At 72.2% G+C, this 15,241-nt stretch carries 12 protein-coding genes; 4 read left to right on the forward strand and 8 right to left on the reverse strand.

Features of this window, described 5'->3' with window-relative positions; genetic code table 11:
• The first annotated feature begins 17 nt into the window (after window positions 1-17).
• Complete coding sequence (locus ACIQI8_RS21820) at window positions 18-425, forward strand: hypothetical protein (RefSeq protein WP_402352965.1); 408 nt, start codon at window positions 18-20, stop codon at window positions 423-425.
• Here the strand turns inward: ACIQI8_RS21820 and ACIQI8_RS21825 are convergent.
• Window positions 397-3,135 (reverse strand): AAA family ATPase, encoded by a 2,739-nt coding sequence (locus ACIQI8_RS21825; RefSeq protein WP_402352967.1) that lies wholly within the window; start codon window positions 3,133-3,135, stop codon window positions 397-399. The genes ACIQI8_RS21820 and ACIQI8_RS21825 overlap by 29 nt on opposite strands.
• Window positions 3,136-3,320: 185 nt before the next feature.
• Complete coding sequence (locus ACIQI8_RS21830; RefSeq protein ID WP_402352970.1) at window positions 3,321-4,820, reverse strand: PLP-dependent aminotransferase family protein; 1,500 nt, start codon at window positions 4,818-4,820, stop codon at window positions 3,321-3,323.
• A 46-nt stretch (window positions 4,821-4,866) separates the two neighbouring features.
• Here ACIQI8_RS21830 and ACIQI8_RS21835 point away from each other — a divergent pair, with 46 nt between their 5' ends.
• Window positions 4,867-5,388, forward strand: a complete 522-nt coding sequence (locus tag ACIQI8_RS21835; protein ID WP_402352973.1) for a carboxymuconolactone decarboxylase family protein — start codon at window positions 4,867-4,869, stop codon at window positions 5,386-5,388.
• A complete protein-coding gene (locus tag ACIQI8_RS21840; RefSeq protein ID WP_402352976.1) occupies window positions 5,385-6,116 on the forward strand; it encodes an isocitrate lyase/phosphoenolpyruvate mutase family protein in 732 nt (243 codons plus the stop codon). Before ACIQI8_RS21835 ends, ACIQI8_RS21840 begins: the two co-directional genes overlap by 4 nt.
• A 27-nt stretch (window positions 6,117-6,143) precedes the next feature.
• Here the strand turns inward: ACIQI8_RS21840 and ACIQI8_RS21845 are convergent, their stop codons facing one another.
• The 5 genes from ACIQI8_RS21845 to ACIQI8_RS21865 all read right to left on the reverse strand — a co-directional run bounded on the left by ACIQI8_RS21845 (window position 6,144) and on the right by ACIQI8_RS21865 (window position 13,277).
• Window positions 6,144-7,091 (reverse strand): ABC transporter substrate-binding protein, encoded by a 948-nt coding sequence (locus ACIQI8_RS21845; RefSeq protein ID WP_402352979.1) that lies wholly within the window; start codon window positions 7,089-7,091, stop codon window positions 6,144-6,146.
• Between the two features lies 1 nt (window position 7,092).
• Window positions 7,093-9,036: an ABC transporter permease gene (locus ACIQI8_RS21850; RefSeq protein WP_402352982.1), complete on the reverse strand. Its 1,944-nt coding sequence runs from the start codon at window positions 9,034-9,036 to the stop codon at window positions 7,093-7,095.
• On the reverse strand, window positions 9,036-10,130 hold the full coding sequence (locus tag ACIQI8_RS21855) for a glycine betaine/L-proline ABC transporter ATP-binding protein (protein ID WP_402352985.1): 1,095 nt from the start codon (window positions 10,128-10,130) through the stop codon (window positions 9,036-9,038). Before ACIQI8_RS21855 ends, ACIQI8_RS21850 begins: the two co-directional genes overlap by 1 nt.
• Entirely contained in the window at window positions 10,130-11,683 is a 1,554-nt protein-coding gene (locus ACIQI8_RS21860; RefSeq protein WP_402352988.1) for a GMC family oxidoreductase, read from the reverse strand. Before ACIQI8_RS21860 ends, ACIQI8_RS21855 begins: the two co-directional genes overlap by 1 nt.
• Window positions 11,684-11,747: 64 nt before the next feature.
• Window positions 11,748-13,277: an aldehyde dehydrogenase family protein gene (locus ACIQI8_RS21865; protein ID WP_402352991.1), complete on the reverse strand. Its 1,530-nt coding sequence runs from the start codon at window positions 13,275-13,277 to the stop codon at window positions 11,748-11,750.
• A 207-nt stretch (window positions 13,278-13,484) separates the two neighbouring features.
• Here ACIQI8_RS21865 and ACIQI8_RS21870 point away from each other — a divergent pair, with 207 nt between their 5' ends.
• Complete coding sequence (locus ACIQI8_RS21870; RefSeq protein WP_402352994.1) at window positions 13,485-14,240, forward strand: hypothetical protein; 756 nt, start codon at window positions 13,485-13,487, stop codon at window positions 14,238-14,240.
• Between the two features lie 20 nt (window positions 14,241-14,260).
• Here ACIQI8_RS21870 and ACIQI8_RS21875 read toward each other — a convergent pair whose 3' ends face one another.
• Window positions 14,261-14,971: a hypothetical protein gene (locus tag ACIQI8_RS21875; protein ID WP_402352997.1), complete on the reverse strand. Its 711-nt coding sequence runs from the start codon at window positions 14,969-14,971 to the stop codon at window positions 14,261-14,263.
• Window positions 14,972-15,241: the final 270 nt, after the last annotated feature.

Genomic DNA, 15,241 nt, shown 5'->3' on the forward strand with positions numbered 1-15,241 from the left:
ACGAACAGGGGGTAGTCATGGGACCGAACGACGCTCAGATCGTGCGGGTGTTCAGCCGTGAGCCGGGCGGGAAGATCGCCGACAGCACGCTGAACCCGCAGAAGGACGGCGAGATCGTTCTGGAGGCCGAGGCGGGGCGGACCCTCCACGGGCAGGAGGGGTCGTACCGGGTGTCGCTCGTCGTGCGTGACATCGACGACGGCACAGCCATTCCCGTCGTCGGATCCGGAGTGGTGCAGGGTCACTTCCTCACGGCCGGAGAAGGGTGGACCGACTTTCCGGGGGTCTTCGAGTTCACGCTGAGCAGCGCCGTGCTCAGCCAGCACGCTGGCCACATCGCACAGGCCTACGGATCGGTGAAGTACGGCTCGACGGAGCCGGGCGCGACCTTCGCCGTCAGCCCGCCGTTCCTGATCCTTCCCTAGCCGCAGCCACCCGGGCCACGAGTTCCACCCGGGAGCGGATGCCGAGCTTGGCGTAGGCGTGGCTGAGGTGGTACTCGACGGTCTTCGCGCTGAGGACCAGCTCGCGGGCGATCTGGCGGTTGGTCAGCCCGGTCGCCGCGAGTTGGGCGACGGCGTGTTCCTGCGGGGTGAGTCCGACGGGGTCCGGGCAGGTGCCGTCCGGGGCCGCCCCGCAGGCCGCCAGTTCGCGGTCGCAGTGGCGCAGGAAGGGTACGGCGGCCAGCTCGGCGAAGCGCGTGCGGGCCGCGCGCAGGTGGTCCACGGCCGGTGCGCGGCGGCCGGTGCGGCGCAGGAAGGAGCCGAAGTCGAGTTCGGTACGGGCCTGTTCGAAGGGCAGATCGACATGGGCCGCGCGGTCGAGGGCCTCGGCGAAGGCGTCCCGGGCGAGTTTCGGTTCACGGCGGGCCGCGAACAGGGTGCCGCGCACCCGGCACACGGACGCCAGTGTGGAGGCGCGCGAGCGCTCGGTGGCACGGCGTTCCAGCGCGGCCAGTACCTCCTCGGCCTCGTCGAGCCGGCCGGTCGAAACCAGCGCGTCGGCCAGCAGATCGCGCCAGACCATGAGTCCGGGCTCGGCGGTGAAGTCCAGTTCCTCGTGGACGAGGAGGGTGCGCAGCAGGGCGAGGGCCGCCGCGGGTTCACCGCGGACGAAGGCGAGGAAGGCACGGCCGTACGTCACGAAGATCTCCACCATCGCGGACTCCTCGACCACTCGGTGGCCGCGGGCGGTCCTCAACTGCCGCTCGGCACGCTCGTACTCACCGCGGGCCGCGAGCAGGAGCACGTTCTCGGCGTGGACCACGGGGGCGATCCAGCCCTGGCCGAGGTCGGCGGCGACGGAGGCGGCCGTCTCCCAGTGCAGGCCGGCCAAGTCCCAGGCCCCGCAGAGGAATTCGGCCTTCGCGAGGATCGCGAGGGCGATCACGCGCAGGGGCACCGGTCCCCGGCGGGTGAGCTCCACGACCCGCTCCAGGTCGGGCCGGGCCTGGGCCGCGCGGTCGGTGTACAGGTACAACGTGCCCCTGCCCATGAGGAGTTCGATGTCCCGGGGGCCCACCAGGGCGGCCTCGGGCAGTGCCTCGGCCAGCCCGAACGCCTCCTCGTAGGCGCCGAGTTGTCCGAGCGCGGTGAGGTGGATGAAGCGCAGGGTCCCGCCGGAGCGCGCCCGGCCGTCGCGGTCGCGGGCCGAGGCGGCCCACTGGCACACGCGAGCGGCCTGGCCGCCCAGCATGTGGACCATCACGTGCTGTTCCGCGATCCGCGCGTCGAGCCCGGGGTCCGCGCCGGGAGTGCGCAGCCGCCACGCCTCGTCCAGCAGGGCGTGTGCCTGGCCGACGCGGCCGGCGACCAGCGCCAGATGGCCTCGCGCACAGCACCGTACGGCCTCGTCGGTCGCGTCGGGCAGCGCGGCCACGACGGCGGCGGCCTCCTCGTCCCGGCCGTCGAAGAGAAAGGCCTCCACGGCCTCGCAGTTCAGCCGCCCGCGCTCCGCCGGCCGGGAGGCGAGCCGGGCCGCGTACTGGAGCAGGGGCGCGGCCTCCACCCAGCGGCCTTCGGCGCCGCGCCGGCGGGCGCAGTCGGCGAGTTCGGCGGCGAGTCGGTCGTCGGGTCCGTACGCGGCGAGCGCCCGGTGGTGCAGGCGCGTGAACTCGTCGTCTGCGGCCTCGGCGGCCCTGCTGTGCAGTGCGGTACGGCGCACCGGGCCCAGTCCGTGCAGGACGGCCGCACGGACCAGGGGGTGGGTGAACGCGATGCCGGTCGGCGCGGCCTGCGGGGTCTCCCGGAGCAGCCCGTGGGCGAGGGTCTCGCCGAGCGCGGTCAGCGGTTCGGCGACCTCCGCGAGCCGGGCGGCGCGGGCCAGCGTGCAGTGCGGGCCGAGCACGGCCGCGGCCCGCACCAGCGCACGGGCGGACGGCCCGCAGCGGGCGAGCCGGTCCAGGACGAAGCGGGTGTACGACTGCGGGGCGGGCAGTGCCGCGGCGGACCTGAGCGCGGCGGCCGGCACCTCCTCGAACAGGGCCCGGCAGTGCAGCGGGTTGCCGTGGGTGTGGGTGCACAGGCGCCGGGCGGCGGCCGGGGACAGCGGCTCGGTCAGATACCGGGTGCTGAGTCCGACCAGGTCCGCCGCCGCGAGCCCGCCCAGCCGCAGCCGTACGGCTGTGTCGTCGGTGAGGATCCGGAGCAGTCCGCCGGGCAGCCCCGGGGCGTCGACATCGCGCAGCGCGAGCAGGCACAGGACACGGTCGGCGCGCAGCCGGCGCAGGGCGAAGGTGAGCGCGCGCAAGGAGGGCGTGTCGACCCAGTGCGCGTCGTCCACCACCACGACGACGGGTTCGTCGCGCTGCAACTCCCCCAGCGGGTCGAGGAGTTCGGCACCAGCGGTGAGCGGGTCGGTGTGCACGGAGCGGCCCAGGAGCTGGCCCAGCACGCCGTACGGCAGCTCCGTCTCGTTCTCCTCACCGGCCGCCGCCAGCACGTGCCCGTGCGCGCTGTCGGCGAGGAAGCGCCGCAGGAGCGCCGTCTTGCCGATACCGGCGGGTCCTTCGACGACGACCACCCGCGGGACGCCCGCCGACGCCTCCCCGTACCGCCGCCGCAGTTCGGCCAGTTCCTTCGTACGTCCCAGGAACGCCGCCCCGTCGTCGCGTTCCCGGGGAATGCCGGCGTCCACGTCGCCCCCTCCCCGAGGCCACGGTCCCTGACCCCAACCCCGGGACCGTGTCCGTACGTTGGCTCGGGTCCAGCATCCCTGGGCGCGGTGGGGAAAGGTGACGAAAGCCCAGGAAAAGGCCGAAGGTCGCCCTCGCCCCTGCCCTCAACCTTGCCCTCGTCCTCGTCCCCGCCCTCGCCCTCGCCCTAAGGCAGCGCCCGGCACAACGCCTCCAGGGCTCCCGACCACGCGTGCTCCGGCGGGGTCCCGTACCCCACCACCAGTGCGTCCCGGCGTTCGACCACCGCGTCCGGGTGCTGGTAGCGGTGCAGGCCGTGGACGGCGAGGCCCTGCCAGGCCGCTGCGCGCAGGGCCTCCTGTTCGGTGCCCGAGGGAAGGCGGAGGACCACGTGCAGGCCGGCCGCGATGCCGGTGGCGCTGACCTTGGGGGCGCGGTGGGCTAGTTCGGCGACCAGGGCGTCACGGCGGCGCCGGTAGCGGAGGCGGGAGGCGCGCACGTGACGGTCGTAGGCGCCGGAGTCGATGAACTGGGCCAGGGTCAGCTGGTCCAGGGCCCCGCAGGAGTCGATGCCGCCCTTCGCGTGGGCCGCCTCCCGCGCCAGGTCCGGGGGCAGTATCAGCCAGGCCAGCCGGAGTCCGGGGGCGAGGGCCTTGCTGGCCGTGCCCGCGTACACGACGTGGTCGGGGTCCAGGCCCTGGAGGGCACCGACGGGCTGGCGGTCGTAGCGGAACTCGCCGTCGTAGTCGTCCTCGATGACCATGCCACCGGTGCGGCGGGCCCAGTCGACGACGGCGGCGCGCCGGTCGCGGTGCAGGGTGCCGCCCATCGGGAACTGGTGGGCCGGGGTGAGCAGGACCGCGCCCTCGTCGGTCAACTCCCTTGGATCCGTGCCCCGTTCGTCGAAGGGGAGCGGGACGGTCCGCAGACCTTCGGCCGCGAGCAGGCGCCAGTGGATGTAGAGGCCGTACGACTCCACCGCGACCGTGCTCGCGCCGCGGGCCCGCAGTACCGCGGCGAGGATGCGCAGGCCCTGCGAGATGCCGGCGCACACCAGGATGCGGTCGGGGTCGGCGCGTACGCCACGGGCACGGGCGAGGTAGCGGGCGAGCGCGGTGCGCAGTTCGATGCGGCCGCGCGGGTCGCCGTAGCCGAGGGACTGGGACGGGACCTCGGCCAGGGCGCGCCGGGCGGCCTTGAGCCACTCCGCGCGCGGGAAGGAGGCGAGGTCGGGGGTGCCGGGGACCAGGTCGTAGGCGGGGCGGTGCGCCTCGCGGGGGCGCGGCCGAGGGTGTTCACCGGGGTGGCGGTGTTCATGAGGGTGGGCGGCTTCACGAGGGTGGGGGTCTTCGCGGGAGTAGAGGTCTTCGCGGGAGTGGGGGTCGTGCTCCTCGTCGGAGAGCTGCGGGGTGGGGCGGGGTGCGGAGCTCTCGGCGACCCGTGTGCCCGAGCCCTGCCTGGCCGTGAGCCAGCCCTCCGCCACCAGTTCGGCGTAAGCGTCGGCGACCGTGTTGCGGGCGATGCCCAGGTCGGCGGCGAGCGTGCGGGAGGAGGGCAGGCGGGTGCCGGGGGCCAGGCGGCCGGTGCGGACGGCCTCGCGCAGGGCGTCGGTCAGGCCGCGGCGGACGCCCGGTCCGGTCGGTTCCAGATGGAGATCCACGCCGAAAGTGGCCCATGTTCTCGCCATGGAAATGGACCATACTCCTGGGCTGCACGGAATCTAGGGTCGGCACATGACCACAGAGCAGACCGCCGAATTCACCTCCGGGCACTCCGAGGAATACGCCCCCGAGCACAGCCCCCGCCTGCACTGGGCCCAGCACGTGCCCGACGTCTACAAGGCGATGCTCCGCCTGGACGCCGCCGCCCGTAAGGGCCTCGACCCGAAGCTCAACGAGCTGGTCAAGATCCGGGCCTCGCAGCTCAACCACTGCGCGTTCTGCCTGGACATGCACACCAAGGACGCGCTCGCGGCGGGCGAGAGCGTGGAGCGGATCATCCAGCTCGGCGCGTGGGAGGAGTCGCGGCACTTCTACACCGAGAGGGAGCTCGCGGCGATCGAGCTGACCGAGGCGGTCACGGTCCTGACCGACGGTTTCGTGCCGGACGAGGTGTACGAGAAGGCCGCCAAGCACTTCGAGGAGGCCGAGCTGGCGCAGCTGATCGCCGCGATCACGGTGATCAACGCGTGGAACCGCTTCGGCGTGACCTGCCGCATGGTCCCGGGCCACTACACCGCGGGGCAGCACCAGTGACCCGCAGCAAGGTCGCCGTCTTCCGTTCCCTGCACCAGGGGCGCCTCCCGGGCGACCCCCTCGTGCTGCCCGGTCCCTGGGACGCGGCCAGCGCGCGGGTCCTCGTGGAGGCCGGTTTCCCCGCGCTCGCCACGCCGAGCGCGGGGGTCGCCGCGGCGCTCGGGTACGCGGACGGGGAGGTGCCGGGCGACGAGATGTTCGCCGCGGTGGCGCGCGTCACGCGGGCGGTGGACGTACCGGTCTCCGCGGATGTCGAGGGCGGGTACGGGCTCGCGCCGAAGGAGCTGGTGGAGCGGCTGCTGGAGGCCGGGGCGGTCGGCTGCAATCTTGAGGACTCCCACGGGGGTGGAGTTCTCAAGGACCCGCGCGAGCACGCCGACTGGCTCGCCGAGGTGCGGTACGCGGCCGGTGACGAGCTGTTCGTCAACGCCCGGGTGGACACGTTCCTGTACGGGGACGGCGATCCCGAACGGGCCATCCAGCGGGCCGCGTTGTACGTCGCCGCGGGCGCCGACTGCGTCTATCCGATCGGCGCCCCGACGGACGTACTGCCGCTGCTGCGGTCCGGGATCCAGGGTCCGATCAACGTGCTGAGCCGACTGGACGGCGAGGGCCCCTCGCCCACCGAACTCGGTGAACTGGGGGCCACTCGCATCACGTTCGGACCGGGGCTGCAGCGCGCGGCGGCGCACGCCCTCCGAGGGATCGCCGAACGCCTCAAGAAGTAGCCGAACTCCTCAAGAAAACCTGGGCGTTCAGGACAGCCACGCCTTCCACGTGGACGCGTGGCCGTCCACCCACTTCTTCGCCGCCTGCTCGGGTGTGAGCTTCCGGTCGGCGATCATGAGGGAGACCTCGTTCTGGTCCTCGGTCGTCCACTTGAACTTCTTCAGGAAGGCCGCGGCCTCGCCGCCCTTCTTCGCGAAGTCCGCGTTGAGGTACTTCTGCAGCGGGGTGTGCGGATAGGCGCAGGCGACCTTCGCCGGGTCCGCGTCACAACCCTCCTTGTACGCGGGCAACTTGACCTCGGTCATCGGGACCTTCTCGAACAGCCACTGGGGTGCGTACCAGTACGTCAGGAAGGGCTTCTTCTCCTTGGCGGACTGCCGCATCTGCGTGATCTGCGCGGCCTCCGAACCGGCGAACACCACCTGGTAGTCGAGCTTCAGGTTCTTCACCAGCGCCTTGTCGTTGGTGACGTACGACGGTGAGCCGTCCATGAGTTGACCCTTGCCGCCGCTCTCGGGGGTGCGGAACAGCGGCGAGTACTTGTTGAGGTTCTTCCAGTCGGTGATGTCCGGGTGCTGCTTCACCAGGTACGTCGGCACGTACCAGCCGATGTGGCCGGTCACCCCGAGTCCGCCGCCCCGGGCGATGGTGTGCTTGTCGTCGATGTAGCGCTTCTCCTGGTCGGGGTGGCCCCAGTCCTCCAGGATCGCGTCGACGCGGCCCTGGCTGAGCGCGTCCCAGGCGGGCACCTCGTCGACCTGGACGGTGTCGACGCGGTAGCCGAGCCGGTGCTCCAACAGGTACTGCGCGACAGCCACGTTGGCCTGCGCGCCGACCCAGGACTGCACGGACAGGGTCACGGTCCTGGCGCCCTGCGCGTTCGCGAAGGGCGAGGCCTGCTTGGTCATGTCGGCGGCGCCGCAGCCGGTCAGCAGGACCAGCGACGCGACGGCGGCGGTCGTACGGACGCGCATGTCACGCTCCCTTCTTCGTGCGGCGCCGCGTGGGCTGGGTCACCCGGTCCAGCATCAGACCGAGGCAGACGATCGCGCCGCCCGCCACCAGACCGGTCGCCAGGTCTCCCTGGGCCAGGCCGAAGACGACGTCGTAGCCGAGCGCGCCACCGCCGACCAGGCCGCCGATGATGACGACGGCGAGGACGAGGACCACGCCCTGGTTGACGGCGAGCAGCAACGCGGGGCGGGCGAGCGGGAGTTGGACCTGGCGCAGTTGCTGGCCGGGAGTCGCGCCGAGCGAGCGGGCCGACTCCAGGGCGGCCGGGTCGACCTGGCGCAGGCCCTGGGTGGTGATGCGGACGACGGGGGGCAGCGCGTAGACGACCGCCGCGGCGACGGCGGGTGCGCGGCCGACACCGAACAGCGCGACGACCGGGATCAGGTACACGAACTGCGGCATGGTCTGGAAGACGTCCAGGACCGGGCGGAGCAGCCGTTCGAAGCGGTCGCTGCGGGCCGCCGCGATGCCGGTCGCGAAGCCCAGGACGAGGGTGACGGCGACGGCCGCGAGGACCTGCGAGAGCGTGTCGAGGGACGGCTTCCACACACCGAGGACGCCGATCGCGGCCATGGCGAGGACCGCGGTGAGGGCGGTGCGCCAGGTGCCGATCAGCCAGGCGAGGGTGGCGACCAGGAGCAGCACCGACCACCAGGGCAGCCACTGCAGGCCGCCGCGGACGGGGTCCAGGACCCAGGTGGTGAAGTGCCCGGCCCAGTCGGCGGTGCCGCCGATGACCGGGACGCCCGAGTAGAGGTGGGCGGTCATCCAGTCGACGGCGCGGTTGACGGGGGTGGCGATGTTCAGCGTCCAGGATTCGGGCCAGTCGAGGCGGCCCGCGAGACGGGCGACGAGGGCCACGACCACGACGGCGCCGGCCGCGTAGAGCCGGCGGCGGCTTCCGCCCTCGTCCTCGCCCGCGCTCTCGCCCGCCGCGCCGGTCACCCGGTCCAGGACGACCGCGAGGAGGACGATCGGGATGCCGGCCGCGAGGGCCGCGCCGACGTCGACGGAGGCGAGCGCCTGGTAGACGCGGTCGCCGAGGCCGCCGGCGCCGATCACCGAGGCGATGACCGCCATCGACAGCGCCATCATGATCGTCTGGTTGAGGCCGAGGAGCAGTTCCTTGCGGGCCAGCGGGACACGGGCGGTCAGCAGCCGTTGGCGGGCGCTCGCCCCGAGCGACTCGACCGCCTCCAGGACCTCCTTGTCGGCGCCGCGCAGGCCGAGGGCGGTGAGGCGGGCCGTCGGCGGAGCGGCGTAGACGACGGTGGCCAGGACGGCCGCGGGGACGCCGATGCCGAAGACCAGGACGACGGGGAGCAGGTAGGCGAAGGCCGGCAGCACCTGCATGGTGTCCAGGACCGGGCGCAGCGCGCGGTCGAGCCGGTCGGAGAGACCGCCTGCCAGGCCCAGCAGGAGGCCGACGGCGACCGACGCGAGGACGGCGACCACCATCAGCGCGAGGGTCTGCATGGTCGGCACCCACATGCCGAGCAGCCCGCAGGCGAGGAACGCGGCGCCCGTCCCGAGCGCCAGCCGCACACCGGCCACCCGCCAGGCGACCAGCGCGCCGAAGGCCGTGACGCCGGCCCAGCCCGCGGCGAGGAGCACGAGATAGACGGCGCGTACGCAGATGACGACCGCGTTGCTGACGTAGCCGAAGAAGTAGAGGAACAGGGGGTGGCTGTCGCGGTTGTCGATGATCCAGTCGCTGACGTGGGTCAGCGGTTTGGTGAGGTCGACGGTGAGCGCGTCGGGCCAACTGCCGCTCGCCCAGCGGGCGTTGGCGAGCGGTACGAGGATCGCCGCGGCGAGCGCGATGAGCAGGAGCTTCTGGACCGAGCGGCGCTTGAGGAGATCGGTGGGGAGGGTGCGGGGGACGGATGCGGTGAACGTGGCCATCAGACCGCCTCCTTGAACCGCTCCCCCGCGACGACCGCGAGGAGGCGTTCGCGGTCGAGGACGCCCAGACAGTGGCCGTCCTCCACCACGCAGGCCGTCCGGCCACTGTGCGCGACGACCTTGATCGCGTCGGCGACCACGGCGTCGGGGGCGAGCGCGCCGGGGTGGTCAGGGCCGCCGCAGTCGCCGGGGCGCATGGCCGTACGGACGGTCATGACCTGCTCGCGCGGGACGTCCCGGACGAAGTCGCGGACGTAGTCGTCGGCGGGGCTGCCCACGATCTCCTCGGGGGTGCCCAGTTGGACGATCCGGCCGTCGCGCATCAGAGCGATCCGGTCGCCGAGCCGCAGGGCCTCGTTCAGGTCATGGGTGATGAAGACCATCGTGCGGCCCTCCTCGCGGTGCAGGCGGACCACCTCCTCCTGCATGTCCCGCCGGATCAGCGGGTCCAGCGCGCTGAACGGCTCGTCGAACAACAGGACTTGGGGATCGACCGCCAACGCCCGCGCCAGGCCCACGCGTTGCCGCTGGCCTCCGGAGAGCTGGGCGGGCCTGCGCTGCTCCATGCCCTCCAACCCGACCTTGGCGACGACCTCCTGAGCCCGTGCCCGGCGTTCGGCCTTGCCCATGCCCTGGATCTCCAGGCCGTAGGCCACGTTGTCGAGGACCGTGCGGTGCGGGAGCAGACCGAAGTGCTGGAAGACCATCGCGGCGCGGTGCCTGCGCAGTTCGCGCAGCCGGGCCTTGTCCATCGCGCGGACGTCCTCGCCGTCGATGGCGATCGTGCCGGCGGTCGGCTCGATCAGCCGGGTCAGACAGCGCACGAGCGTCGACTTGCCGGAGCCGGACAGGCCCATCACCACGAAGACCTCGCCCTTGCGCACGTCGAAGGAGACGTCGTGGACGGCGGCCGTGCAGCCGGTACGGGCTCGGAGTTCGACGGGGTCGAGGGCGCGCAGGTCGGGGTCGGTGGGGATGGTGTCGGCCTTGGGGCCGAAGACTTTCCAGAGGCCGTCGACGGAGAAGACGGGGTTGTCGGTGCCGGTCCCTGAGGCGCTGTCGGCGCGGGAGAGGTCGATGGCGTCGGTGGTCATCACGCACCGCCCCCGATCAGGTCGACAGCCCGCTCACCGACCATCAGCACCCCGATCATCGGGTTCACGGCGGGCATGGTCGGAAAGACGGACGCGTCGGCGACACGGATGCCGTCCAGGCCGCGGACGCGCAACTCCGGGTCCACCACGGCCAGTTCGTCGTCGGCTGCGCCCATCCGGCAGGTGCCCGCCGGGTGGTACACGGTGTGCGCGACCTTGCGGGCGTACTCGCTCAATTCTGCGTCGCCGAGCACCTCGGGACCGGGGCAGACCTCCCGCTTCAGCCAGCCGGCCAGCGGCTCTGTCTTGGCGACCTCGCGGGCGATGCGGATGCCGTCGACGAGGGTGCGGCCGTCGTGGTCGTCCTCGTCGGTGAAGTAGCGGAAGTCGAGGGCGGGCTTGACCGAGGGGTCGGCGCTGGTGAGGAAGAGCCGGCCGCGGCTCTTCGGCTTGGGGATGTTGGGGGTCATCGAGACGCCGAACTCCGGCCGCTCGTAGCCGAGGCGCTCCGGATTGTCCGTGAACGGGATCTGGTAGAAGTGGAACATCAGGTCCGGGCCCAGGTGTTCGGGGTCGCGGCGCACGAACAGGCCCGCGTCGGAGTCCATCGCGGAGTTCTCGGGGATGGGTCCGTTCGTCTCCCACACGATGACCGACTCGGGGTGGTCGAGGAGGTTCTCGCCGACGCCCGGCAGGTCGTGGGCGACCGGGATACCGAGCGCTTCGAGGTCGGCGCGCGGGCCGATGCCCGAATGCAGCAGCAGGCGGGGCGAGTCGACGGCGCCCGCGCACAGGACGACCTCGTGGCGGGCCCGTATCAGCAGCTCCTCGCCGTCCTGGGTGCGCACGTGCACGCCCTTGGCGCGGGTGCCGTCGAGCTCCAGCCGGTACGCCCACGTCTCAAGGAAGATACGGAGGTTGGGCCGCTCGTCCATCACCGGGTGCAGGTACGCCACCGACGCGCTCGACCGCTTGTTGTCCTCGGGGTGGTAGGCGAGGTCGAAGAAGCCGACGCCCTCCGTGAACGGCTTGCGGTTGAAGCCCTCGACGCGCGGAACGGCCAGCGCGGTCCGGGCCGCGTCGACGAAGTCGCGGGCGATGGCGTTCCGGTCCTTCTCGTCGACCGGCACGATGTTGTTGCGCAGCCGGGCGTAGTACGCCTCCATCGGCACCGCGCCCCAGCCCCGCGCGCCGGCCGCCTCCCACTCGTCCCAGTCGGACGGCAGCGGCTTGAAGGCGATCAGGGTGTTGTGGGAGGAACAGCCGCCGAGCACGCGGGCGCGGCTGTGCCGGATGTGGGAGTTGCCGCGCGGCTGCTCGGTGGTGGGGTAGTCGTAGTCCAGCTCGCCGCCGAGCAGGCCCATCCAGCGGCGCAGGGTGAGGACGTCCTCGCGGCCCACGTCACTGGGACCGCCTTCGATGACGGCGACGGTGACGTCGGGGTTCTCGGTGAGGCGGGAGGCGATGACGGAGCCCGCGGTGCCGCCGCCGATGACGACGTAGTCGTACGTGTTCTCGTACTCGCGTTCGTTCTCGTGCTCGTTCTCGGGCATGGGGGTGCTCACTCCAGTGGGGGCTGGGGTCTGAAAGCTGAGGGTGAAGGGGCCGTGTATGGGGTCAGCCCGCGAACCAGCGCACCGGCTTCGGCGCCAGGTTCTGGTAGATGTGCTTGGTCTCGCGGTACTCGGCGAGTCCGGCGGGGCCCAACTCCCGCCCCACGCCGCTCTTTCCGAAGCCGCCCCACTCCGCCTGCGGGAGATAGGGGTGGAAGTCGTTGATCCAGACGGTGCCGTGTCGCAGCCGGGCGGCGACCCGGCGGGCCTTGGCGCCGTCGCCGGTCCAGACGCCGCCGGCCAGGCCGTACTCGGTGTCGTTGGCGAGGGTCACGGCCTCGTCCTCGGTACGGAAGGTCTCGACGGTGAGGACCGGGCCGAAGACCTCTTCGCGCACGACCCGCATCTCGCGGTGGCACTGGTCCAGGACGGTGGGCTCGTAGAAGTAGCCGCCGGCGGCCCGTTCGGCGGACGGCTCGGGGCGTCGGCCGCCGGCCCGCAGCACGGCGCCCTCGGCGAGCGCGGAGGCGACGTACGCCTCGACCTTGGCGCGCTGCTGCTCGGAGACGAGCGGGCCGCACTCGACGCCGTCCTCGGTGCCGCGGCCCAGGCGTATCTTCTGCGCGCGGCGGGCGAGTTCGGCGACGAAGCGCTCGCGCAGGGACTCCTCGACGATGAGCCGGGCGCCGGCCGAGCAGACCTGGCCGCTGTGGATGAAGGCCGCGTTGAGGGCCTGGTCGACGGCGGTGTCGAAGTCCTCGTCGGTGGCGCAGGCGTCGGCGAAGACGACGTTGGGGTTCTTGCCGCCGAGTTCGAGGGCGACCTTCTTGACGGTGGGCGCGGCGGCCTGGGCGACCTTGGTACCGCTGACCAGGCCGCCGGTGAAGGAGACGAGGTCGACGTCGGGGTGTTCGGCGAGGCGGGCGCCGACGGTGTGGCCGGGTCCGGTGACCAGGCCCGCGACGCCGGTGGGCAGGCCGGCCTCGGCGAGCAGGTCGATCAGGGCGATCGTGGTCAGCGGGGTGATCTCGCTGGGCTTGACCACGAAGGTGTTCCCGGCCGCGAGCGCGGGGGCGATCTTCCAACTGGCCTGCAGCAGCGGGTAGTTCCAGGGGGTGATCAGCGCGCAGACACCGACGGGTTCGTGTACGACGACGCTGTGGATGTCGGGCGAGCCCGCGTCGACGATCCGGCCAGGGGACTCGGCGGCGACGAGGTCGGCGAAGTACCGGAAGGCGTCGGCGACACAGTCGATGTCGACGCGGCCCTCCTCTGCGGTCTTGCCGGCGTCCCGGCTCTCCAGCAGCCCGAGCTGTTCGCGGTCGCGCACGAGCAGGTCGGCGACGCGGCGCAGCAGGGCGGCGCGCTCGGTGGCGGGGGTGCGCGGCCAGTCGCCGTGGTCGAAGGCCTGCCGGGCGGCGGCGACCGCCAGGTTCGTGTCCTCCTCGTCACCCTCCGCGACCACGGCGAACGGCAGCCCGTCCGCGGGGTCGAGGACCTCACGCGTGGCGCCGGAGACGGCTTCACGCCACTCCCCGCTCACGTGGATGGTCGCCTGCGCCTCTAGCCCCAGGCCGTCTGCTGTGTCCGCCATGATCGGTGTTGCCTTCCGTTCCTGTTCAGCGCCCCTGAGTGACACGGATGTCACCCAGCGGGACCGGGAGCACCTGCCCTCCGCCCCCGATTGCATGCGCAATTCATGGCCGAAAGTGCGCTGTGTCACTGGGCATGCGGGCAAATGGGGCGAACCGTACGCTGAGCAGTGAGGCCGACCCGTGGGGCAGAGCCTGGAGGTGGAGCCATGACCAGGAAGGCGTTGGTCTGTACTGCAGCGAGCGCGGCCCTGCTGCTGTCCGTCGCCCCAGCCGTCGCGGTGGCCGACGACGGCCCCTCCGCCGACGAACTGGCCGACCAGGCCAAGGACAACCTCCTCAAGACCGACTCCGTGCACCTGAAACTGACCGACCGCGGCACGGACGCCAAGAACAGCAGGACCCAGCCGACCTCGATGGACCTGGCCCTTGACCGGGACGGCAACTGCGTCGGCACGATGCGGATGGGCTCCGGCGGGGGCACCCTCGACCTGGTCAAGCGGGGCGAGGAGGTGTGGATGAAGCCGGACACCGCGTTCTGGAAGTCCCAAGTGCCGGGCAGCCAGGGCGAAGCGGTGGCCGAACTCTTCAAGAACCGCTACATCCACGGCTCCACAACGGACTCCCTGCTGAAAGGCCTGTCCGGCACCTGCGACCTCACCGCCTTCCAGAAGGAGCTCTACAGCGGCGGGTCCACCAGCGACACCCACCTCACCAAGGGCACCGAGACGAAGATCGACGGCACGAAGGTCACGCCGCTGAAGGGCACGCGGGACGGCGAACGGACGGTCCTGTACGTCACTTCGGCCGCGCCGCACCGCCTGGTCGAGGCCACGCAGAAGGGCGGCGGCACCGACATGACGCTGACCTTCACGGACTACGGCGAACCGGTGCCGTCGGCGACGCCCGCGCCGGACGACACGGTGGACATCGGGAAGCTGCAGCAGGAACTGGGGACCGCGTAAGCCTGCGCCGGTGCCCTTCGTCAGTCCAGGCCGGCGTCGGTTCCGCAGGAGGTGTAGGGCGGGCAGAACCAGGTCAACGCCGTGGCCAGATGGGCGAGTTCGTCCGCGCGCCCGTCGGAGTCGGGGCCGTAGGAGGCGATGGCGTAGATGTTGCCGTCCGCCGCGACGAAACGTTCGTCGTAGACGTGCCAGGTGCCGACGTCCGGGTCGCCCTTGATGGTGTCGGCCAGGTATTCGAGGCGGGAACCGGTGAACTGCCCGTCGTCGAGCGTCTGCAGATCCAGCTTCCGGAACCCGGCCGGCTTCCCCGTCCGGTCCGACAGATACAGCTCGAAGGACGCGGCCGGCGAGTCCTCCGACACCTGGTACACCTGCAACCGGTGAGTCCGGTCCGCACTGCGGTAGTTGACCACCGCGATCCCGAACTGGGAGTCGACCGTACTGCGCGTCCACCCTTCGGGGATCGCGATCCGGAACCCCTCCGCGTCGTCGTACGTCTCGTACCCGGCGGGCGGCGTGAAGGCCGACGCCGACGGAGAGACCGACTCGGCGGAGGGCGTCTGGGACGCGCTCAACTCCGAGGGCGTGGGCGACCCCACGGAACTCCCGGCGACCGACTTGTCGTCCGACCCGCCGTCGTCCTTCCCCACGACCAACGTCAGTACGAGACTGACGGCCACCCCGACCGCGGCGGCCCCGACGACCACGGACCATACGAGCCGCCGATTCATCCCACCGACGGTCGCGGGAGCGGGGGTTGTCACGCCGGGCGCCCAACCACCCCCGGTGGCCCACTCGTTCGGGGCCCAGCCCCCGGAACCACTGGCTCCCGCCGAACCCGCGGAACCCCCCGCAGGCCAAGCACTCCCGTCACCGGCACGGCCCGCCCCCACACCGGGCCAGGCACTCCCGTCACCGTCACCGACACCGCCCGCCCCCACGCCGGGCCAAGCACCCCCGTCACCGACACCGGCACCGGCCTCCCCCGCCGGAGGCCGGCT

Origin of the sequence: Streptomyces sp. NPDC092369, assembly GCF_044755245.1 — a bacterium.
In the GTDB taxonomy this organism is placed as follows: domain Bacteria; phylum Actinomycetota; class Actinomycetes; order Streptomycetales; family Streptomycetaceae; genus Streptomyces.

Excerpts from the sequence above, each read along its gene's own strand:
- ACIQI8_RS21855 (WP_402352985.1), bottom strand. The coding sequence starts at position 10,130 with ATGACCACCGACGCCATCGACCTCTCCCGCGCCGACAGCGCCTCAGGG.
- ACIQI8_RS21845 (WP_402352979.1), bottom strand. The coding sequence starts at position 7,091 with ATGCGCGTCCGTACGACCGCCGCCGTCGCGTCGCTGGTCCTGCTGACC.
- ACIQI8_RS21820 (WP_402352965.1), top strand. The coding sequence starts at position 18 with ATGGGACCGAACGACGCTCAGATCGTGCGGGTGTTCAGCCGTGAGCCG.
- ACIQI8_RS21850 (WP_402352982.1), bottom strand. The coding sequence starts at position 9,036 with ATGGCCACGTTCACCGCATCCGTCCCCCGCACCCTCCCCACCGATCTC.
- ACIQI8_RS21870 (WP_402352994.1), top strand. The coding sequence starts at position 13,485 with ATGACCAGGAAGGCGTTGGTCTGTACTGCAGCGAGCGCGGCCCTGCTG.
- ACIQI8_RS21830 (WP_402352970.1), bottom strand. The coding sequence starts at position 4,820 with ATGGCGAGAACATGGGCCACTTTCGGCGTGGATCTCCATCTGGAACCG.
- ACIQI8_RS21860 (WP_402352988.1), bottom strand. The coding sequence starts at position 11,683 with ATGCCCGAGAACGAGCACGAGAACGAACGCGAGTACGAGAACACGTAC.
- ACIQI8_RS21875 (WP_402352997.1), bottom strand. The coding sequence starts at position 14,971 with ATGAATCGGCGGCTCGTATGGTCCGTGGTCGTCGGGGCCGCCGCGGTC.
- ACIQI8_RS21865 (WP_402352991.1), bottom strand. The coding sequence starts at position 13,277 with ATGGCGGACACAGCAGACGGCCTGGGGCTAGAGGCGCAGGCGACCATC.
- ACIQI8_RS21835 (WP_402352973.1), top strand. The coding sequence starts at position 4,867 with ATGACCACAGAGCAGACCGCCGAATTCACCTCCGGGCACTCCGAGGAA.